Source organism: Dysgonomonas sp. Marseille-P4677, from assembly GCF_016652235.1.
GTDB lineage: Bacteria > Bacteroidota > Bacteroidia > Bacteroidales > Dysgonomonadaceae > Dysgonomonas.
In genome coordinates, this window is record NZ_JAEPKU010000030.1 from 14,018 (window position 1) to 36,493 (window position 22,476).

The 22,476-nt window shown below is 36.0% G+C and carries 17 protein-coding genes; 5 read left to right on the top strand and 12 right to left on the bottom strand.

Translation table 11 applies throughout. The features are described from left to right. Window positions 1-5: 5 nt before the first annotated feature. The 3 genes from JGH11_RS07585 to JGH11_RS07595 all read right to left on the bottom strand — a co-directional run bounded on the left by JGH11_RS07585 (window position 6) and on the right by JGH11_RS07595 (window position 5,193). Complete coding sequence (locus JGH11_RS07585; protein ID WP_201110976.1) at window positions 6-3,386, bottom strand: TonB-dependent receptor; 3,381 nt, start codon at window positions 3,384-3,386, stop codon at window positions 6-8. A gap of 109 nt (window positions 3,387-3,495) precedes the next feature. Next, window positions 3,496-4,500, bottom strand: coding sequence for a FecR family protein (locus JGH11_RS07590; RefSeq protein ID WP_201110977.1), 1,005 nt, complete (start codon window positions 4,498-4,500; stop codon window positions 3,496-3,498). A gap of 96 nt (window positions 4,501-4,596) precedes the next feature. Continuing rightward, on the bottom strand, window positions 4,597-5,193 hold the full coding sequence (locus JGH11_RS07595) for an RNA polymerase sigma-70 factor (RefSeq protein WP_201110978.1): 597 nt from the start codon (window positions 5,191-5,193) through the stop codon (window positions 4,597-4,599). Between the two features lie 273 nt (window positions 5,194-5,466). Here JGH11_RS07595 and tyrS point away from each other — a divergent pair, with 273 nt between their 5' ends. The 3 genes from tyrS (at window position 5,467) to JGH11_RS07610 (ending at window position 8,406) form a co-directional block, all read left to right on the top strand. Then, complete coding sequence (gene tyrS, locus JGH11_RS07600; protein WP_201110979.1) at window positions 5,467-6,759, top strand: tyrosine--tRNA ligase; 1,293 nt, start codon at window positions 5,467-5,469, stop codon at window positions 6,757-6,759. Window positions 6,760-7,207: 448 nt separating this feature from the next. Continuing rightward, window positions 7,208-7,978: a DUF4369 domain-containing protein gene (locus tag JGH11_RS07605; RefSeq protein ID WP_201110980.1), complete on the top strand. Its 771-nt coding sequence runs from the start codon at window positions 7,208-7,210 to the stop codon at window positions 7,976-7,978. Beyond that, window positions 7,966-8,406, top strand: a complete 441-nt coding sequence (locus JGH11_RS07610) for a TlpA disulfide reductase family protein (RefSeq protein WP_201110981.1) — start codon at window positions 7,966-7,968, stop codon at window positions 8,404-8,406. The genes JGH11_RS07605 and JGH11_RS07610 overlap by 13 nt, the downstream gene beginning before the upstream one ends. Here the strand turns inward: JGH11_RS07610 and JGH11_RS07615 are convergent. The 4 genes from JGH11_RS07615 to JGH11_RS07630 form a co-directional block, all read right to left on the bottom strand. Next, window positions 8,403-9,890: a UxaA family hydrolase gene (locus tag JGH11_RS07615; protein ID WP_201110982.1), complete on the bottom strand. Its 1,488-nt coding sequence runs from the start codon at window positions 9,888-9,890 to the stop codon at window positions 8,403-8,405. The genes JGH11_RS07610 and JGH11_RS07615 overlap by 4 nt on opposite strands. Then, on the bottom strand, window positions 9,887-11,326 hold the full coding sequence (locus JGH11_RS07620; RefSeq protein ID WP_201110983.1) for a tagaturonate reductase: 1,440 nt from the start codon (window positions 11,324-11,326) through the stop codon (window positions 9,887-9,889). The genes JGH11_RS07615 and JGH11_RS07620 overlap by 4 nt, the downstream gene beginning before the upstream one ends. Window positions 11,327-11,706: 380 nt before the next feature. Further along, on the bottom strand, window positions 11,707-12,579 hold the full coding sequence (locus tag JGH11_RS07625; protein ID WP_201110984.1) for a DUF1731 domain-containing protein: 873 nt from the start codon (window positions 12,577-12,579) through the stop codon (window positions 11,707-11,709). A 120-nt stretch (window positions 12,580-12,699) separates the two neighbouring features. Beyond that, a complete protein-coding gene (locus JGH11_RS07630; RefSeq protein ID WP_201110985.1) occupies window positions 12,700-13,725 on the bottom strand; it encodes a pirin family protein in 1,026 nt (341 codons plus the stop codon). A 147-nt stretch (window positions 13,726-13,872) separates the two neighbouring features. On the opposite strand from JGH11_RS07630, the gene JGH11_RS07635 reads away from it, so the two are divergent. Then, complete coding sequence (locus JGH11_RS07635; protein ID WP_201110986.1) at window positions 13,873-14,229, top strand: helix-turn-helix domain-containing protein; 357 nt, start codon at window positions 13,873-13,875, stop codon at window positions 14,227-14,229. Between the two features lie 35 nt (window positions 14,230-14,264). Here JGH11_RS07635 and JGH11_RS07640 read toward each other — a convergent pair whose 3' ends face one another. From JGH11_RS07640 to JGH11_RS07650, 3 genes are all read right to left on the bottom strand, one after another. Further along, the gene (locus JGH11_RS07640) at window positions 14,265-15,170 is read right to left on the bottom strand and encodes an NADP-dependent oxidoreductase (protein WP_201110987.1); all 906 of its coding nucleotides are present in this window, start codon (window positions 15,168-15,170) and stop codon (window positions 14,265-14,267) included. A gap of 271 nt (window positions 15,171-15,441) precedes the next feature. Further along, window positions 15,442-17,766, bottom strand: a complete 2,325-nt coding sequence (locus JGH11_RS07645; protein WP_236263905.1) for a hypothetical protein — start codon at window positions 17,764-17,766, stop codon at window positions 15,442-15,444. 14 nt (window positions 17,767-17,780) lie between these two features. After that, window positions 17,781-20,096: a glycoside hydrolase family 3 N-terminal domain-containing protein gene (locus tag JGH11_RS07650; RefSeq protein ID WP_201110988.1), complete on the bottom strand. Its 2,316-nt coding sequence runs from the start codon at window positions 20,094-20,096 to the stop codon at window positions 17,781-17,783. Window positions 20,097-20,669: 573 nt separating this feature from the next. Here JGH11_RS07650 and JGH11_RS07655 point away from each other — a divergent pair. Continuing rightward, window positions 20,670-21,416 carry a hypothetical protein gene (locus JGH11_RS07655; protein WP_236263906.1) on the top strand — a complete coding sequence of 249 codons (747 nt, stop codon included), beginning with the start codon at window positions 20,670-20,672 and terminating at the stop codon, window positions 21,414-21,416. Between the two features lie 31 nt (window positions 21,417-21,447). On the opposite strand, the gene JGH11_RS07660 is transcribed toward JGH11_RS07655, so the two are convergent. Next, the gene (locus JGH11_RS07660) at window positions 21,448-21,945 is read right to left on the bottom strand and encodes a GNAT family N-acetyltransferase (protein WP_201110989.1); all 498 of its coding nucleotides are present in this window, start codon (window positions 21,943-21,945) and stop codon (window positions 21,448-21,450) included. Then, window positions 21,942-22,469, bottom strand: coding sequence for an HXXEE domain-containing protein (locus JGH11_RS20525; RefSeq protein ID WP_201110990.1), 528 nt, complete (start codon window positions 22,467-22,469; stop codon window positions 21,942-21,944). Before JGH11_RS20525 ends, JGH11_RS07660 begins: the two co-directional genes overlap by 4 nt. Between the last annotated feature and the right edge of the window lie 7 nt (window positions 22,470-22,476).

Genomic DNA, 22,476 nt, shown 5'->3' on the forward strand with positions numbered 1-22,476 from the left:
TTATTTTAGAATGTAACCTGAAGGCCAAAAACATAAGAGCGAGTGAAAGGAAATATATACCTGTCTACACCTGTATTCAGACTCTTAGATTTGTCGCTGTCGCTAGAAGGTGCAAATTCAGGATCAATCCCATCATATTTTGTCCAAGTGAGAAGATTCTCACCGCTAACATATATTCTCAGATTCTCTAATTTCATAGAGTTTAATAGTTTTCTAGGTAATGTATAACCTAATTGTACCTGGCGTAAACGAATAAAGTCTCCTGATTCAAGAAATCTGTCCGACTCTCTTGAGTTTCCGTTAGGGTCTTGTAATACAGCACGTGGAATATCAGTATTCGTATTTTGAGGTGTCCAAGAATTGAGGGTGCTGGCTAAAAAGTTTGATCCGGAACTCATGCTTTCATAAAAATATCTGTTGCCATTATAAAGTTTATGTCCCCAGCCACTACCAATTAGTGCCATAGCGTCAAAGCCTTTGTATGAAGCTCCCAAATTTAGATTTACCTCTACTTTAGGCATTCCTGTTCCACAATATTCTTTATCATCATCATCGATAGTACCATCCCCGTTGATGTCTACAAAACGAATATCTCCCGGTTTAGCATTACTTTGCAGAAGTTCTCCGTTTTTGTTTACATGGGCAGATACTTCTGATTCGTTTTGGAAAATACCTGCCGTCTTATATAAATAAAATGCTCCGATAGGCCTTCCTACTCTTGTTTGGTTTGGAAAGTGTTCAGTCCCGAATTTTAAACCGTCGCCATATAATATCTGATCTTCGTCAGCCAGTGAGATCATCTTATTATTTAATGTGGATAAGTTCATCCCTAGATTGTATTTAAAATCTCCGGAATTTTTTGAGTAGTTAAATTCGAACTCAAGTCCGCTGTTTCGCATTTTACCAACGTTTAGAATAGGATCGTCTAGTCCTGACGATGGAGCCATTTTTTTTGTGATAAGAAGGTCTTCAGTTGTGTTATTATAATAGTTTATTGTTCCTGTAATCTGGTTGTTTAAAAAACCATAATCAAGACCTATATTTTTAGAAACAGTTACTTCCCATTTTAATAATCGATTTTCCAGTCCGGTAGCACTACTTCCAGGCCAAGGATTTCCCGATCCTTGTACATAGCCCATATATAGACTATTGCTTGTTGATATCAGTGCCTGATGATCATAGTAACCCAATGCAACTTCATTTCCAAGTTTTCCCCAGCTAGCTCTTAACTTAAGGTTCGATACAGGAGTGTTTTCAGGGAAGAAAGCTTCTTCGTTTATTCTCCAACCGAGAGCCACAGAAGGGAAGTTCCCGTAACGGCTGTCTTTACCAAATTTAGATGATCCATCTCTGCGTAAGGTGAATTGAAATAGGTATTTACTGTCAAAAGAATAGTTTATACGTCCGAAGTAAGACATGCGATTATAGTTGTATTTAGTACCATCAGCCGAGAATGTACCTCCTCTTCCTGCCCCGATAGTCATAAAATATGGATCGGAAAAACCTTCGGCAACTTCATTCGTTATAATATTTCCGTTATTTACAGAATAAACAGTTTTTTTACCTTCTACATCGACCATATTCCAACTGGATGATGTTAATGTAAGAGATGTTCCCAGCATCGCATTTACAGAGTGTTTGTCAAACTTGTTGCTGTAATTCAATAGATTGTCAAATACCTGTTCGTCCCAGTATAATCTTCTTTCACGATAAAACGGATATTCATATACATTTTTCACATCAGATGTATAGGCTGGACGATGGAAATAATATTGTTCATTATTTCCTCTGTATGAATAGCTTGTTTTGAAAGTCAGGCCTTTATAGATATCTGCACCAACGGCTATATTAGCTGCTATTTCCTGACTTTTGGTCCAATTGTTCTTATAGTGGTCATCAGCAATGACATTAACATTGTTAGGTATTCCTCCCCAATTTGTAAGGGCGAAACCACCTTCCTCGTTAGCATCGTATACGGGAACAAGAGGGGAAATCATATATGTTTCTTTCAGACTGAAGCGAGGCGCACGACTTTTAGTAGCTGTAAATGCAAGGTTACCATCGATAGAGAAAATATTTTTTTTCGTGCTTATCTTCATTCTCGCATTTTGTTGAGTAAAGGTATTGGATATAACTATTCCCTTCTCATTTGTAATATTAGTGGATAGGGAATATCTTGTATTATCCTGTCCGCCGCGTACAGCTACACTTTGTGTTGTAGAAAAGCCGGTACGGAATACTTCGTCTTGCCAATTAGTATCATTTGTTCCCGGATTTGAAAGATAATCGGGTAGGGTAGCAGGTTTGGACGCATATTTGTTATATTCGTCATACATACGTTTGTGTACAGTTATATATCCGTTTGCATCGAGAAGCTCCAACCTTTTAGCTGTTGATGTTATGCTGGCATAACTGTTTATATCTACTTGTATTTTTCCTTGTTTCCCACTTTTGGTTGTAACAATGATAACGCCGTTGGCGGCAACCGAACCATAGATCGCTGCGGCTGCGCCATCTTTAAGTATTTCCATCGACTCTATATCGTTTGGATTTACAGACGTAATCGAACCGGGAAAGCCATCTATAATATAAAGAGGTTCGTTATCTCCAAATGTACTGACCCCACGGATTTTCACAGAAGCTCCAGCTCCGGCAAGGCCACTGTTTTTTTGAATATTTACACCCGCGACAACACCTTGTAGAGCTTCAACCGGATTGCTGGTCGCTTTTGTAACCAGATCTTTCGTGTCTACAGAGCTAAGTGTTCCGGTAAGGTCACTTTTCTTTAATGTACCATATCCGATAACTACTACTTCATCAAGGATTTTACTATCTTCTTTCAGTTTAATATCGAATGTAGTTTGATTACCAATTTTTATTTCCTGTTTTTCAAAACCGACATACGAAATGAGAAGAGTTTCCCCCGGAGTTGCTTCCAGGTCAAAATCTCCATCTATATCGGTAACAGTACCTTTAGTTGTTCCTTTGACCACTACACTAGCTCCAATAATTGGTTCGCCTGTATCGTCAACAATTTTCCCTTTTACCTTCTTTTGGGAGGATTGCAGAGGGACTATCGTGTCAGCTTTGGTAAGAACAATCTTATTTGCAGTTATCTCATACTTGATAGGTAAGTTTTTAAAGGCTTTGTCAAGTAAAGATCTTATAGTACCGGATTTTTCATTTATCGAAATTTGTTTATTGTCATCTATGTCTACATTACTGTACATAAATGAATATCCTAACTTTTTTTCTACAGTCGAGAAAAATTCTTTTAAGGTTACATTGGTTAATGAAAGGTCTATTTTTTCTTTGCTTTGTGAAAATCCCGAAAGTGCAAAGCATGTAAGAAACAAGACGCAAAGTGAAAGTGTTTTTCTTTGCATAACAAATTTATTTATATTGTTAATTAATATGTGGTGAGGATCAGATTATTATCCTCTAGAGTAAAAGGCTATTTTTTGTGTTTTAATAATATAATTTAGATACTTAAGGTTATTTACGAATAATGGCTACCTCCTTTCCGTTTATTTTATAATCAATTGGCGTAATCTTATTAAATAGTTCAAGCAATTCACGTAACGATTCAGCTTTTACCGAGAATGTATACTTTTGTCTTTCGTCAGGGTTTACCAGGGTAATATTGATACCATACCAACGTTCAAGCTTTTTTGTTACCTCGTATATATCGGCATTGTAAAAGATTAATTGGTCATTAACCCATGCACGATATGTTTCAGCATTTTCTTTATATAGAGTATATCTTAGATTTTGCCGAGATATAATTGCTAATTCATTCGGTTTCATATCTGTCATATGTTTACCATTTTTATCTGTAATAGCAACTTTGCCTTCCAATAGCGAGATACTTATTTGTTTCTCGTCGCGATATGCAGATACGTCGAAGGATGTACCTTTTACGACTACATCAACACTGGATGTTTTCACGATAAACTTTTTCTGCTCGTTTTTCGAAACATTAAAAAAAGCTTCTCCTTCCAGATTAACAATGCGGTCAGAATTATTGAAGTTGCCATTATAAGTCAGCTTAGAATCAGAATTAAGCCATACTTTACTTCCATCCGGTAGGGTCATTTGCATTTTTTGTCCCAGCATTGTTTCAATAGTAGTAATGGATTGACTTGACGCCACTGTTTCTATCGTCGATTTAACAAAGAAAGTAGATGCGATTCCTATTATAAGCGCCAGCATGGCAGCTACACCTGCAATTTTGATAAGGAACCGCTTGGTGTATAATTTTTTCGGTATAGCAGTTTGTATTTGGGATGATATATTAGTCCATATTTTATTTTTATCTGCTTGTACAAATAGTTCGGGACTATCATAGATATTTTCCCATTCGTTGAGAAGTTGGTCAAATAGCCGGCTATTCTCAACGGATGAATTAACCCACGATTCGATCTCAAGCTTCTCGCTAGCAGAAACTTCTTGCCTGATATATTTTGCAATCTTTTCGTATGGTATGTGAGAATTATTCATATTTCTGCTTACTTTAATTATTAGACACGTAAAGGGACTGAATACCCCTAAAAGGATTTGACATTTTTTGAAAAAGGTTGGAAACAGTAGGTTCTACTAATCAAAGAAAAGATAGCCTTGTGTTGCAATTAGTACTGTAATTAGAGGGAGTGCACTGTTTGGACGACTATAGTATTTTAAAATATAATCTCTGACCCTTTTTATAGCAATAGACATTTGGGCTTCTACTGTTTTTATAGATAGGTTTTTGGTTTCGGCAATTTCACGGTAGGTTTTACTGTATTCTTTACTTAAGATAAATATTTCCCTGCATTTTTCGGGTAAATCATTTATAGCCTGTTGATATATCAGGCTAAACTCCTCCATATTTACACAGTCTTTTGCCTTTTGTTTTTCTATTTCCCTATTGGCCCATTCGTCAAGTAATGCAGATCGGTTTTGCTCATTGCGTAAATGATTAAGCATCCTGTTCCGGGCTGCATTGTAAAGATATGTTTTAATGAAGAATATATTTACAGTGTCTCTTTCTTCCCATAGCTTGATGAAAATATCCTGAATGATATCTTCGATGAGCTGCTTGTTGTGTGTATAGTAGTTTAGAAAAGTGCAGATATCGTCAAAGTAGGCATTGAAGAATTCTTTCAATGTAGCCTCATCAATCAGAACTTTGGTATGATCAAATTGCTTATCCATTTATCTCCTTATGAAAACTAAAGATGCGAATCTAATAAATAACATCAATATGGTATGACTTTTTTAACAGAAAAATTGATAAGTAATGGGGTTTAAACCTTTTTTACTATTTTCTGCTTTTAATTTGAAGGTATAACTATGTATAATTATTTCTTCTGTTTTTATGATTGTTAAGCGATTACTAAATGGTCTCATAAATTTTTTCTTTCCGAAAAAGGTCGTATTTTTGCACACTAACTAAAATAAAGTTGCGTAATTAATTAAACCAATTCGATGAATTTTGTTGAAGAACTAAGATGGAGAGGTATGATACAGGAAATCATGCCGGGTACGGAAGAACAGCTACAAAAGGAACTGACTTCGGGATATGTAGGTATTGATCCTACTGCCGATTCACTACATATCGGACACTTGGTCGGTGTAATGATACTGAAGCATTTCCAAAGAGCAGGACACCGCCCTATAGCCCTTATCGGTGGTGCAACAGGTATGATTGGAGACCCCTCGATGAAGTCGTCCGAACGTAATCTGTTAGATGAAGCCACACTTCGTCACAATCAGGAGTCGATAAAGAAACAGCTTGCTAAGTTTCTCGATTTCGAATCAGACAGGCCAAATGCGGCATTGTTGGTAAATAATTATGACTGGATGAAAGAATTCTCGTTTTTGAGTTTTATCCGGGACATAGGAAAACACATTACGGTAAACTATATGATGGCTAAAGATTCCGTGAAAAAAAGGTTGAGCGGAGAAGCGTCAGAAGGCATGTCGTTTACAGAGTTTTCTTATCAATTGATGCAAGCATATGATTATCTCCACTTATATGAAACAAAAGGTTGTCGTATTCAGATGGGTGGTTCCGATCAATGGGGTAATATAACTACAGGAACTGAACTTATCCGCCGTAAAGCAGGAGGTGAAGCCTTTGCTCTGGTTTGTCCTTTAATTACAAAAGCAGACGGAACTAAGTTTGGTAAAACCGAATCAGGAAACGTTTGGCTTGAAAGAAAATATACCTCACCTTACAAATTTTATCAATTTTGGTTGAATGTAAGTGATGAGGATGCTGAGAAATATATAAAAATATTTACGGCTCTTGATAAAGAGGAAATTGAAGCTTTAGTTGCTGAACAAAAAGCTGCTCCTCATTTACGTCCGTTACAAAAAAGGTTAGCTAAAGAAGTTACAGTTATGGTTCACTCAGAAGAGGATTACGAGCAAGCCGTGGAGGCTTCTAATATACTCTTTGGGAATGCGACTACCGACGCATTGAAGAAATTGGACGAAGAAACATTCCTTCAGGTATTTGAAGGCGTCCCTACATTTGATATTTCGAAAGATGAATTAGCTGTCGGAATCAAAGCTGTAGATATATTGACTGAAAAAGCAACTGTTTTTCCTTCAAAAGGAGAAATGAGAAAGACTGTACAGTCAGGAGGTGTAATGATTAATAAAGAAAAATTAGAAAATTTTGATGATGTAATTAATTCATCTAATCTGCTTGCAGGAAAATATATCATAGCACAAAAAGGAAAGAAAAACTATTTCTTATTGATTGCGAAATAAAAATATTGTTTGTTACTTTGCGGTAGCAAACAATACTGTCTCATGGTGTAATGGTAGCACTGCAGATTCTGGATCTGCCTGTCTAAGTTCGAATCTTAGTGAGACAACAAAGACACGATAATAGGCTGTAGGTTTTATAACATACAGCCTATTGATTTTTAGGGGCATTATTTGAAAGTTTGTTTTAAATGCAATAAACCAATCTCCTGAAAATAATATAATGCAAATCTCTTTTCTCACTTTCTTGGAAATTGTTGATGATTGCTATTTCTACAGTATTCTACCTCATCGCCTGTTTCGTGTTTTATTCTGGTTTATTGATCATATTGTATACTTGGACGATAATTGACTGAATAATAAATTAATATAATAACTGCTAGATGCAATAATAATTAGAATGTAAACGTTTCTAGAGGTAAGAGTCAAAGTGTCTACAAATCTTAATCTTATGATAAATCGGGTTGTTTTCTTTAGTTTATTACTAATTATAGTTGCAAGTTGTAATAAGTCTGTATCAGATAGTTTTGTACTGGAAGGTTCTATAGAAGGGGGCAAAACCTTGGACAGTATATATCTAAATTATTATTCATTGCAGAATAATGAATGGTATGAGATATGTGATACCGCAAAAATTATTGATGGCAAATTTATTTTTAAAGGAAAACTGGAGGGTCTGACATTAGCTTATTTAAATTTTGATAGTAAGGGGATTGAATTGTATATAGAACCTTGTTCGATGAAGTTAAATATTGATGCAAAACAGCCCTATACATACGGATTATCAGGGACCGGAGTGGATAAAGAAAATGAAGAAATAAAGAAGGCGGTAGGCTCCTACGAAAGATTAATGGATGAGAAGTCAAATGTTATGGTTGATCTGATTAATGAATTTAACCGGATTAATCAAATGCAGTTGCCGGACAACTCATCCATAATAGATAGTTTGTTAAATATAATTCATAGCAACTCAGCTGAAATGATTCTCCTTAATAAGGAAAAACACAAGGTATATATCGATTTTGCTTCAAAGCATAAGAGCTATAAAATCTCCCCTGCTTTATTGTATCGTGCATCAAAGTTCGATTTTGTAGGTAAAGATACAATCTTATCAGTTTATAACAGCTTATCCGAAAATTTGAAAACAAGTCTGATGGGTAAACTAGCTATAGACAGATTTTACAACAGGGGAAAACTGTTAGTGCCTTGGTGGGTGATATAGCCCCCGATTTTGTCAAAAAGGATTCATTAGGGAATATGGTCAGGTTATCAGACTTTAGGGGAAAGAGTTATGTTCTTTTAGATTTTTGGGCAAGTTGGTGTGCTCCGTGTATAAAAGAAATACCAAAACTGAAAGATATACATACTAAGTATAGTCGGGCACAATTACAGATTATCGGGATATCCTCGGATGAAAATAGCAATAACTGGTTTCGAGCAATTGATAAATACAACCTAAATGAATGGCCCCAGATTCTTGCTGCAACTAATTCAGATGGCCGCTTGTTTGATGAAGATCTCTCAGATAATTATAATGTAGAATATCTTCCAACTTTTATCTTAATAGATAAACAAGGGAAGATTGTAGCGAGATGGGCAAATATAGGTGATGAACAAGAGGCTGTATTAAGAGAGTTCCTGAAGTTTTAAAGCGTAACTCCAGTTTTAAAAATAGCGATTTCTCTATAATTCTTTTTCTCGTTATTTACATTATTTCCATTTGCTGTCTCTATTATATATTCTATGAAACGTTCTTTCAGAGAAGACATTGTTTCTCCTTCAAGAAGTGTGCCTGCATTAAAATCTATCCAACCCGGTTTGTCGTTATATAAACGGCTGTTTGTCGATATTTTCATAGTAGGAACAAACGTTCCGAAAGGAGTTCCACGACCTGTAGTAAATAAAACAATGTGACACCCTGCCGCAGCAAGGGCTGTACTGGCTACCAGATCGTTCCCGGGTGCGCTAAGTAAATTTAATCCTTTAGTTTTTAGTCGATCCCCATACATCAGGACATCCCTGACTTCAGATGTTCCTGACTTTTGTGTACAGCCAAGTGATTTTTCTTCTAAGGTGGATATTCCTCCCGCTTTGTTACCTGGCGAAGGATTCTCGTATATTGGTTGATTATTACTGATAAAATACTCTTTAAAGTCATTAATAAGATGGACTGTTTTATCAAAGACCTCTTTGTTAAGGCTGCGCCCCATTAATATTGTTTCAGCACCAAACATTTCAGGAACTTCGGTTAGTACTGTTGTGCCACCCTGCGAAACTAAAAAATCGGAGAATGTACCCAATAAAGGATTTGCTGTAATTCCAGAAAAACCATCAGAACCACCACATTTTAAACCTATTTTGAGCTCGCTCAGAGGCACCTCGGTTCGCTCATCTTTTGAGGCCAAATCATATAATTCGCGAAGAAGTTTCATCCCTTCTTCATGTTCGTCTCGGACTTTTTGTGTAACAAGGAATTTAACTCGGTCTTTGTCATAATCTCCTAACATTTCGCGGAAGGTATCAGGCTGATTATTCTCACATCCAAGTCCAACTATTAGCACGGCTCCTGCATTTGGGTGAAGAACCATATCGCGTAAAACTTTTCGTGTATTTTCGTGATCATCTCCCAACTGAGAACAGCCATAGTTATGTGGATAAGCAACAATGGCATCTACTCCCTTATTATTTGTTTCGCGGCGTAGCTCCTCTGCCAATGCGTTTATAATACCATTTACACATCCTACAGTAGGGATAATCCATATTTCGTTACGAATACCTACATCCCCATTTTTGCGACGATAGCCTTTAAATGTAAGTTCTTTGTTTTCTTCTGGTGAAGGCGTAATAGTCGGTATATAGTTATATTCTAATATTCCCTCAAGATTAGTTTTTATATTTTTTTCATTAACCAGACTACCCTTTTTGATTGCTTCACAAGCATGCCCGATAGGAGAGCCATATTTGATAATGTGATCTCCATATTCAAAATCTTTTAAAGCAATTTTATGTCCGGCCGATATATCATTTAAGAGGATAATATTATTATTGTCTATTGATATTTCTTCTCCGGCTATCATTTCTTCAACAGCCACTACAATATTGTCGATAGGGTTGATCTTTATCGTTCTATTCATATAAGTATTTCTTTAACTACGTTCAGCATGCCTCTTTTTTGAATAGCTTCCAAATAATTGGATACTTTATCAGTAAGTCCTGGTATGTCGTTAAGATCTTCATCCCAAATAAAATCGGCTGCAAGTACACCTTTTGCTATTTGATTAGTGTCTCCAGTTTTCCAAAGATGTTGTAATAAATCGATAATCCGCTGATCATCTTGTATTACTATCTCATCATTACCACGTTTACCACCTTTGTAATAGGTAATGATAGCTGCAAGTCCCAATACCAAACCATCGGGTAGTTTATCTTTACGTTTCAAGTATGTTTTTAGTCCGGGAAGATCCCGAGTCTTATATTTGGGAAAAGAATTGAGCATAATGCTTGTGACCAAATGTTTTACGTAAGGATTACGGAAACGGTCTAATACATCGTTAGAAAATTGTATTAATTCATCTTCTGGCAAATTGAGAGTTGGAAGTAGCTCATCAAACATTACTTTGCGTACGAATGCCCCGATAACGTCATCTTCAACACATTCTCGTACAGTATTTAGTCCGGCAAGGTAACCTACAGGCGATAATACCGTATGTGGTCCATTTAGTAAAGTTACTTTACGCTCATGGTATGGCTCTTCACTTGGAACAAAAATAACATTCAACTCAGCTTTATCAGCAGGAAACTCTTCAGCGACTTTCTCCGGAGCTTCGATGACCCAAAGATGGAAGATCTCACCTTCGTCGAGTAAATTATCATCAAATCCAATTTTTTCTTTTATTTCATTTGCAATTTCACGAGGATAACCCGGTACAATACGATCTACTAACGTACTATATACACCACAACTTTCTTCAAACCATGCACTAAACTCTTCACTCAGATTCCAATGTTTTATGTATTTATTAATACATTCTTTCAATACCCGGCCATTTTCGAAGATAAGTTCACAAGGGAAAATGATCAAACCTTTATCTTTTGCTCCATTAAACCGTTCGAAACGACGATATAGTAGTTGGACTAATTTTCCCGGATAACTATTTGCTGGTGTATCTTCGAATTTATTATTAGGGTCGAAAGCAATACCGGCTTCAGTCGTATTCGAAATAATAAATCTCATATCCGGATTCTCGGCTAGCTCCAGGTATTCTTTAAATTGTGTATATGGATTTAGCCCGCGACTAATAATATCTATTAATTGTATATTGTATATTGCTTCGCCTTTTTCAAGTCCTTTTAGTATAAGATGATATAACCCGTCCTGCGAGTTGAGCATATCAACCATGCCATTGGCTATTGGTTGTACAACTACTACACTACTATTGAAGTCTGTTTTCTGATTCATGTTCCAGATAATCCAGTCGACAAAAGCCCGGAGAAAGTTGCCTTCACCAAACTGGATGATACGTTCCGGGTATTGTCTGTTTGATACTGTTTTTCTTGTTAATGCTTTCATCTTATAATTTATTCTGGTGATTTTATAGAATATCTTAGCCAAAGTTAATTATTTAATATATGGATTAATCTAAAAGGCTTTTCATAATGGCGCAAAGCTTTGCGTCGTTCAATTAGTATGTATTATTTCTTTAACTCTTCAAATATCTCATATGATACGGTAAAGACTGTTTGGGATCTTACTTCTTTTGGAAAAGAAATAAGATCAGATATATCTTCCCGGGTTTTCTTATCTTTTGATCTTATAGGATTTTATAATGAAATAAAGATTAAATAGTAGTACTAGAGTTTAATTTTTGGGCTAAGAACAAGGCAGAGTTATTATTGTGAATAACTCTGCCCATATTTTTACTTATTATACAAATACTTTTTCTATATCTATCATTTCATTAGGTTCTCCAATGCTGATTTGATATCAGGATATTTGAATTTAAATCCTGTTTTCTCAATTTTAGCTGAAGTTAGATGTTTCCCGGTGAAAGAAGTGTCCACCTTTTCAAAGGCTGTGATATCTTGCTTGTCCAAATAATACATCATCTTGAAAATGGCTTCTTGACTTGTTGTATCAGGAGCCGTAGTATTAAATACCCCATCAAGAGTATTGTTTGTCACTCCGTAGGCAAACATCCCCCCCATATCATCCGCATGTACCCAAGGAAAATAAGTGCCTCCTTCTATATTTTTAAACTTATCAGGATCGTTTTTTAATTTGTCTTTAAAGCCTAAGAATAAACTGCCTTCTTTGCCAAGAACAAGACATATGCGTAGTTTAACAACACGGTCTACAACTCCATCTATCTTGAATTGATCTGCTGCCTTTTCCCATCCGACAGTGAGTTCTGCTTCATAAGTTGTAGCGATATTTCCATTTTCATCAATAGCGATAGTATTGTCTGTGAATGCGTAGTGGCCTAGAGCGCTAGCGGATATGAATGCTTTTAGTCTTATATTTTTACTCTTTATCCTTTCCAATAGAAGCTCACTCGCTCCGACTCTAGTGTCCCATATCAACTTCTTTCTCTCATCAGTAAGTGGTGTACCATCGTAAATCTTGGCACCTGAAAGATGAATAATATAGCTAACCCCATCTAATGCTTTATCATCTATTTCCCAGTTCACAGGATCCCATTTATATTCGTTTTTTTGTTTCGGATTTCTGGTAAGAAACCTCACGTCATAATTGTTTTTCAAAATTTTAGCTGTATGGCCTGCTACTAATCCATTTGCACCTGTAATTAAAACGATTTCTCTCATAAATTTTAGTTTAAAATTGTCTATATATAATTGAGTTTGATTTACTTGGAAATATTCAACATATAAAGGGCTGTATCCCTTTATATGTTGAGATGATGAATCTTATAATAAGTTGAAAGATCATTCATGAGGTTTGTCGATTACCTTCCCAAATTGATAGCTGGCAAAACGTCCTTTACTTTTGTCTATAATGATGTCCGATTCTTTCTCACCCCATGGCCATCCTCCAAATTCTGTTTTACGGAAATCATCAAATGCCTCTTGTAGTTCCTGATTGGTGTTCATGACAAATGGTCCATATGCAGCAATAGGTTCGTTAATGGGTTCTCCTTCTAGTAAGAGTAATCTTGCGGGGGCTTTGCCGGTTTTAATAATAATTTCTTGATCACCCAATAAATCGGCTAAATATCCTTCTTGTAAATCAGTCCCTTCAATACTGACAGGTTCGGATCCTTCGTAGTGAAATAAGAAGCGGTTCATAGTAGATGAGATGCCTTTTAACTTGAATTCAGTATTGGCTTCCATCTCTATCAAGGCTATTCCAACATGGTTATTCTCATCGGTGGCCCAAGAGCTTTTTAATGCACCAAGAGCTTTTACTCCATAGTATTCCCCTAATATGACTTTAATCTCTACATTATTTCCGGATGGATTTTCGATTTTTGCGACAGGAATATTTTCTTTCCAAAGCATTTTATAGTTTGGCTCTGTCATCTTGCTTTTAGCTGGAAGATTTATCCATATCTGAAATAGTCGTAATGTATTTTCCTTATCATCATTTAATAAAGGAAACATTTCGGAGTGCATTACCCCTGACCCGGCACTCATCAGTTGAACGTCACCTTCCCCATAACGCCCGTGTGTTCCCTTAGAATCGAAATGATCGGCATAGCCTTCAGGAATGATAGTGGCAATCTCAAACCCACGATGAGGGTGTTGAGGAAATCCCGGTACTTTGTCGCCATGATACATTCGCCATGGTGCATTCCGATCAAAATCACTACCTTTTTGTCTTCCCGGAATATAAAACTTAGGTGCCATATTGCCATTGCCTTCTGGATATTTATCATAATGACTTGCCGCCAATATAAATGGATCCCTTACATCTAAGGTACCTACTACTTTTGTAATTTTTTTTATTTTCATAATAATTCTCCTTTTTTATTTTCAGTTGACATCATATCTTATAAAGTATGATCTTATAGTTATAGATCGTCAAAAACAAGGCCAAAAGGTTGTATATTTGCATCAAGTTACTCGAGGGTAACTAGTAACATTAAGGTAACTACAGCTATGAATAATAATCCAGATTTAGCAGTGTGCAATCAGAATCTGTTGGCCATGCGAGATACATTAGATATATTAGGTGGTAAATGGAAATTGCAAATATTACATTATTTGACAGCAAATGAGAATAATGATAATACATTCAAAAAAATAGAACGTGGAATTAGCGGTATATCGGCTAAAATGCTCTCTAAAGAACTAAAGGATCTGGAGCAAAACGAACTGGTTTCTAGAAAAGTAATCTCAGGTAAACCTGTAACAGTTGAATATGCCATTACGGAATATGGTAAAAGTACGGGTATAATAACGCAAAAGCTCGTTGATTGGGGAATAACCCATCGAAAACGAATATTAGGGAAATGATGCTGCCATTCTGACAGCATCATATTTATTACAAATTAAAATACCAGTACAATTTTACCTCTTGTATGTCCTTTAAGGATATTGTCATATGCATCAGCAGCCTTCTCAAAAGGATAAATGTTATTCTCATCTACATTCCACTTAAGATGACCTTCGGCAATTCCATCTACAACATATTTTAGGTTCGAAGGATTTCTTTTGACCCAAACAGCCTGAATACGAGGTGAAGAAAGTCTTTTACCCGCAATAGATCCTATAAAACCATCGGGTTTTACACATTCCAAGGAGGTTTGAGCAGCTTCTTCTGTTCCGGACATATCTATTGAAGCATCAAACAAATCTGGGTGTATTTCTTTTAGCCGTTCGGTAAGTCCTTGCCCATAAATGATTGGGGTTACACCGAGACTTTTCAAATATTCTTGATTTCTGGCAGATGCAGTTGCGACGACTTCTATTCCTCGGCTTTTGGCAAGTTGCACCGTTATGGAGCCAACACCACCGGAAGCCCCATGAACTAATAGAGAATTAACTTTTCCTATTTCATCTAAAATAGTCATAGCAGTCTGAGATGCTCCGGCTAACGATCCTGCTACTTCCCAGCTTATTGATTGTGGGCGCTTTATCAGATTCTCGTTAGGAACATCAATTATTGTGGCATGAGTAAATGAGCCTCCCGATCCTAGCACTTCATCTCCAATCGACCAGCTTGATAAATTTGAGTTGACCTCGACAATTACGCCGGAAAATTCTGTTCCGAAAGTCTGAGGAAGAGCAGAATGTTTAAATTCTCCGGTCATTCTTCTTGCATCGATCGGATTGATTCCTGCTGCTTTTACTTGAATGCGGGTCATGCCTGAAGCTAATTTTGGTAGTTCCTGAGTGTAATATTCTAGGACATCGGCTTGTCCGTATGATTGAGCTATTAGGATAGTAGTTTTCATAATTTAACTGTATTTTGATGTTTTCCTTTTTTCAACTGCCTATTTTTCTCCTTAATTATAACATCAAGGAAGAAATAAGTGTTTTAAAACAATTACACTTTTTCGTTAATAAATAGATTCTTTAAATATACAAACTTAGAACTACTTTGATTGTTAATTCTTTCAGAAAGGATGGTAACATAGAGGTTACCTATAGAAGGAAAATAAAAAATCCCTTCGGCCAGATTACCGAAGGGAGTGTTTAATTACATTAATTTATTATGAATATGAATCAAAACCGATAATTCAAACCAAATTCAACAGTAAACGGACGGATATATGAGCCCGACATGATTGTATTGTCTTTCTTTGCAGCATCCTCTTTTGTTAGGATTAAATCTGCATCACTGATAGATCCTGATGCCCCTTTCTGATTGAGAAGATTAACAAAAGTACAACTAACGTCTACACTTTTACTTAGTTTATAGCTAACCCCGGCAAATGTTTCCCAACGAGGAGCGAAGTGCAACGTATTTGGTTTATTCATATACTGTTTGCTAAAGTAACGTGCGCTACCCCATACTCTCAAATCTTTGTATGTATAACTTGGATCTATTTCTATTAAAACTTTGGATATAGCTGTTACATTTTTATCACTGAAATTGTAATTGCTTACTGTTCCATCAGCAAAAGAAACTGTACCTGAGTAGTTCTTATACTTAGGAGCCTGATAAGTGAATAAGAGGTGAAGATCGAACCCACTAAATGGCTTAAGAATAACGTCAGTAGTCCATCCAATTGTTTCAATGTCGTAATGTGTCATTGGCCTTTCAATCTGACTTGGATTATTCGGGTTCATGAAGTTTACAGTTGATCTATATTGGTCTCTTTTTATATAAGTCGCTTTTGAAACCAGACTGATAAGTGGGTGATTGTAATAAACTCCGAAACCTGCTCCGGGAATCTTTGATTTTTTTAGCTTAGGATCTTTCCCTGACGAGTAACTCTCTAATTGCCCTCCCTGCTCATTATAACTTGCTTCGCCTAACAAACCGAATCTATTTGTCATTTTGTATACAATATTTAATGTAAACGCCTTTTTGAACCAATCATCATCAATCCTCAATTTAGGCGCATTTATTGTGGTATAGGGCAAATTTGTAGCAGGATCTTTTATACTTCTGTCCAAATAATCTCCACGTACGGCATGATATTCGAATCTTGCTCCCGCAGTCACCTCCAATTGTGGGATAATATTCCATTTGTCAATCAAGTAGATAGCATGTTTATTTTCATGTCCATTATGATATTCGAGTGAAATGTTATCATTGTAATTACCGCTTCCCGGAGTATTTGAGGCACCTTCTTGTGCCCAAATGCCTTTTTCATCATTATAATTATATCTGATTAGCTTATTCGGATTCGCCGCAACTTCCTGATAGTATTGGGTTGTTTCGGTGGTAAATTTATCCACGCCATAATACGATTCCTGGATTCCTATTTTCCAATCATGGTTTCCGGATTTACGTCCAACTTCAAATCGTGACATGAACGTCTTTATCGGAGTACGTTTTGATGCCAAAACAAAAATACCCTGAGCATTTCCTGTATATGGGGTTCCATCCTCGTACTGATATCTTACTTTAGATGCATCCCTCGAATTTGCTTGATCTATTCCCATTGTGAAAGGAGCAAATATTCCTGCTTTAGCTTCACGATAGCGCAAAATTAAATTTGCATTTAAGCCATTGGATAAGGTATTATTACTTATCAAATCGATGGTATTTGAACGAGACCCATAGTCATTTACTATATCACGAGTATAGTGTTTACCTGTAGATGCATTAATTAGGTCAACCTTACCTGTATTTTCATAATAAGAATCTCTTCCGGATCTGAAATTATCCAATTCCTCTACTTCTCCATTCGTTTTATATATGAACGGGCTGTTTTTGTTTGAGATGTTCTTTGCATTGATATACTTATAAAGTACAGATGTAGTCCCTTTTATCCACGAGGTGGTATAGTCTTGAGATAGGGCGAACTTATACATCTGAGTTTTATCACCATAATATCGGTCAACTCCTTCTGGTTTGAATGATCCGGGATCGAGACTGGTGTACATCCCGGCTGAAAACTTTAAGCCATTTTTTGTAATTGGACCGCTAATATTTATAGAGTTTCGTATCAATCCAAAATGATTGGAATTAACAGTACCTTTTCCTTGAAACTTATCTGTTCCAAGATTGTCATAAGTACTTACCGAAAAACCTAGATCGCCTACATTAAGAGCTGTCTGGTTAAGATCCAGTAGTTGGAACTTATTTAACATGGCATCTGATCGCCATGCTGCCGTCGGGAATTCAGGCCAGAAGAAGAATACTACCGGCAGTCCATTCTCCTGAACTGTTGTTCCTCCCACACTTGCCGGAAGACCGATATTTACATCACGTGGACCAGTATTACTTGATGCATTGAGCATCACGTTACGGTCTGCTTTTTGTTCGGATTGAACAACTTTGGTTGAGTCTTTTGTCTGTACATTTTGTGCGTACAAGTTTATTCCGAACAAAGTCAAAGCAAGTGCAACACTTGTATTTCTAATTATATTTTTCATATTTTATGGAATCGTTATTTTTTATTAGCGTATTTAGCTGTGCGACCATCTTTTATCACACCTTTCCAATTAAGACCAAATCCAAAGTCGTATATATTTCCTTCTGTATCCTTATGGCATTCCATATCATATGGAACGTCCTCAAGTTGTTTTTCGACAGTAGACATATTGGCTGGCATCTGTATCGGAAGTAGACCAGATGGTTCATATTTTCCCGAAATAATGTCAAGAGCTGATTGCGCCGAACCACTGAAGCGTAAAATAATACCATCCATATCTTTTTCAAATTCATTGAATACCATTGGATTGGTTACATTAATAACGGCTATGACAGGTTTGTTGGCCATCATTTGTCTGGTTGTTAGTAAAATATCCAAATCATTGGCATTACTAGTGCGAGTTGATTTTCCATTGTAAGAGCGATCCGTAATAGATGGATCTACGACAGGATCTCCTGCGGCAATACTATGTTCGCGGGCTTCAGTTGCAGTATAGGGATTGTATTGTAATGAGATTGGGACATAACCATTTCCTCCGGATTTACGGTCTAGATCAGAGTATCCACCGTCGCTACTTTTTGGGTTTGATACAAAAACGATGGCAAAATCAGCTTCATTCGGGTTGGTTGTTACGTTATAATACTTCTTAACGATATCCATAGCAATAGGGTAGTCTAACTTAGATTCAGTCCATATTCCCCACCAATTCTTATTTGCAGGAGTATATACTTTTGGTATATATACCGTTTTTTTTTCTTTTACAGGGAGAACATTATTTTTATTTTTAAGTAAAACAGATGACTTTATTTGTGCCTCATACCCTGCTTTCATAAATTCAGGGTTGCCAACGATACGTGAGCTTTCTTGCGGATCCAGATAGGCATTCTCGAATAACCCAAGTCTAAAGATGTTTTTTAGCAATCTTACCGCAGATTGTTGAAAACGAGCTTTCATATACGCTTTCCCATGATCTTTGATTCCCATATTGTAGGCTTCGATGATCGGCCCCATTACATTATTACCACCAAATTGGTCCACACCTGCCATTAATGTTATGTAATGTCTTTCTGCAATAGTTTTATCTTCTACACCCCATGGTTTTCCCGCAAAATCACCTGGAGTTTTACCTTCATTTCCTGTAATGAGCCAGTCTGTACATACTACTCCATCATATCCATATTTCTCTCTTAGCAGATCTGTAATAATGTATTTGCTAAATCCATTTCCCAGGTTAGTTCCGTCTGTGGCTTGATTGTAAGATATTGTATAGTAAGGCATAACGGCTGAAGCCATTCCTGTTTTTCCATCTAATTTGAAAGCTCCTTCAGTAAATGGTTTCAGATGTGTTTCGAAGTTATTTCCCGGATATACGGCAAACTTCCCAAAGGCCCAGTGTCCGTCGCGTCCACCTTCTTCAGGTCCACCGCTAGGCCAATGTTTCACCATTGCATTGACACTTTGATATCCCCATCCACCTAAAATTTCATCTTTACCGGTAGACGTCTGAAAACCGTCTACATATGCACGTGCCATGTCTGTAACCAATTGAGGTCCTTCGCCGAATGTCATGCCAAGGCGAAACCAGCGAGGCTCGGTTGATAGATCGATTTGCGGAGACAAAGCTGTAGTTATACCTAAAGCCCGATATTCAGCAGAAGCTATTTCTCCAAATTTTCTTACTAAGCTTGGGTCAAATGTTGCAGCCAGACCTAGTTCGCTAGGCCATAGTGATATTTCGCCGCCACGAGCATTAAACTCAGCATTAATAGATGTTGCATGCCGTGGATCGGAGCTTGTATTTCCCGGAATACCGAAGTCAATACCTTCAAGGTATGCCTGCATCGAGTTATTCCACTTTGCAGCTGTCGCCGGACTTTCTACACCAACAATAAGAACATGGCGAAGATTGTCGTCTTTTAGAAATGTCTTTTGCTCGTCGGTGAGATCCCATGGATTTGCTCCGCTTTGTTTAAAAGACTTCCCATTATATTTTCCTGAACCGAATCCAGATTCACTTGCAGGTATAGTTTGATGAATGCTATATAGCATTAATCCTGCAATCTGTTCTACCGACATTCTTTTAGCCAGATCTTTAGCCCGTTCTTCGGCTGGTAATCGCCAGTCTTCATATTTGTCTAGCTTCCCGTTTTTATTAAGGTCTTTAAAGTGTAAGCCGTTTATTGTTATAATTTTGACCCCGGAAGTGGGTGAATAACCCAATGTAGGGCCATTGGTATTGGTAACTTGTGAATATCCTCTATCTTGAGGATTTTGGGCTGAGCATAATAGACTCGCACCCAATAGCGCAATACTTAAAATTTTTGTTTTCATAATAATCGTTAATAAAATCTATATTAATTGATGTAGTGCTTTTTTTTATAAAAAATAGTTATTGTTAGCTGAGTCAATTAAGTCTAGAGCATATTACTCAGGTACTTGTTGACTATATAATATTCAATTCAATCATGTATTGAGTGAATGATTTTTACAAATGGGAGTATACTTTCCTTTATGCCTATATTATTGCTGTCAGGTAAGTTCCCAAGAAATTTCCTTTATAATCCAGTTTGTTTTGTTAGATAAAACATGGGATTTGAATGCAAAAGATGTACTTAGTTATTCGTTAAATTAAAATTGATAGGTAAGAGTTTAAATTAATTGTCTTACAGATTATTGTTGGTGTTGCCCAGATTCTTGAAATAATTAATTTATTTGGAAATATTAAATAATTAATTATCTCGTTATGTATAAATAGTGTGTCACTCTTGACGCAGCAAATATATGAATATTATCGTGTGTCATAATTGACGCACGATATGTTTAAAAACATATAATTAAAATTATTTGCGGGTGACTTACAATATTTATATTAATGTCCTATTTTTGTAAAAAAATGCCTAAGCAATGGAAAAAGAAGGTTCTTTATTAAATAGAGTAAATTTGAATATGGTAAATGGGGAAGTATATCACCCCGGTTTTTCTCTGGATTGTGTTATTATCGGCTACCATAAAAATAAGATTCTAATATTATTAAAGAAATTCCTAAATAAAGTGTGGAATCTTCCGGGCGGATTTATGCTTGCTGAAGAAAAAAACGCAGACGAAGCTGTAAAAAAGATATTAAGGAGTAGTATCGGATCAGATGTGGCTTTTTATAAACAATTCTATCTTTTTAGTGATATAGATAGGGAAGATATAGATTTAAAAAAGGAGCATATGCGAAACACTGATCATGAAGGTAAAGAGTTTTACCAGCAGCGATTCCTGACCTTGGGGTATTATGCATTCGTTAGATATGAGGATATAGAGCTTCCTTCTAATTATAAATGGTTTGATTGGGAAGAATTACCTCCATTATATTCAGATCATAAGTCTATAATTGAAAGGGCTATAAAGTTAATACGCGTAATTGATGAATATATTCCAATTGGGTATGGAATGTTGCCTAAGAAGTTTACAATGACCGAATTGAGGAATATACATGAAGCTTTACATGGTACAATTTTGGACAGAAGAAACTTTCAACGTAAGGTGTTATCTACAGGAGCTGTTGTAAAATTAGATGAATGTAAGAATGTAAAGACTTATCCTAAACCTATCTTATTTCAATATAATTTAGATAAGTTTAATAAGCTTGTTCCATTTTTATAATATATTTAGTTCAAATCGGATAAACTGAATATTATAGATTTAGATTTAATATCATTAAGTAGTCTTCATTGTCTTCTTTAACGATACTAAATCCCATTTTAAAGTATAGCTGTACAGCATAATTTTCTTTTTGTACACTTAATGAGGCCTGTTTATATCCTACTTTACGCAAATAATCTATCATATGGGTCATTAAACGAGTTCCAATTCCTTGATTTCTATATTGTTTATATAAGGATATTGCAAATTCAGGTGTCTGGGCATCTACATGGCCATAACCTTTTATCTGGTCTGATATAACTCTAACCCACACGGCTCCAATAATTTTGCCATCCAAATTTGCGACTAAACAATAGTCGTCGGCCCTTTTTCCAAAGTCTTTTATGTAAGCATTTACTTCTGGTATTTCTAATACATTTCTAGGTATAAGGTCCTTTTCGTCAGGCTGATAAATAGCTTCGTATAGCATATCTTTCAACTTGTAAATTTCTGATAGGAGTATTTCTCTGATGGTTATATTTGGATTCATTTTTTTGTGATTTTATCGAACCAAAAGGCTAATTTATGGGCAATAATAAGATTGGTAAAAACAATGGCGAGGCCTATAATAGTCCATAGAAGAATATCCTTTATTTGAAATATGTTGTTGTTAACCATATAGTTTAAAGAAAAGATACAGTATGCGAAGGAGATAAATGTAGTGTAAATAGCAGGTATATATCTGCGTATAATTATCCACTGTATCAAATGAGTAAACAGATGAATGAAAAAGCCCATAAATATGCCCAGCCATAATAAATACATATCAAAAATAACTGACGCTATTGTAATTATGCTTAATAATATGAATTCCTCGGCAACTGCAACTGTAAAAGCCGGAGTAGACAAGTTTTCAAAATGGGATAAGAACCGCTTTGATATTTTGGGATATTTATTAAAAAGAAAATTCTTGTTTTTATTTATCCAGTATTTAAAAAATATGATCTCTTCAAATTCATGGAGCATAAAAATGATAGGGAATAACCAAACTATGATAGAAAAATTAAATATCATATGATAA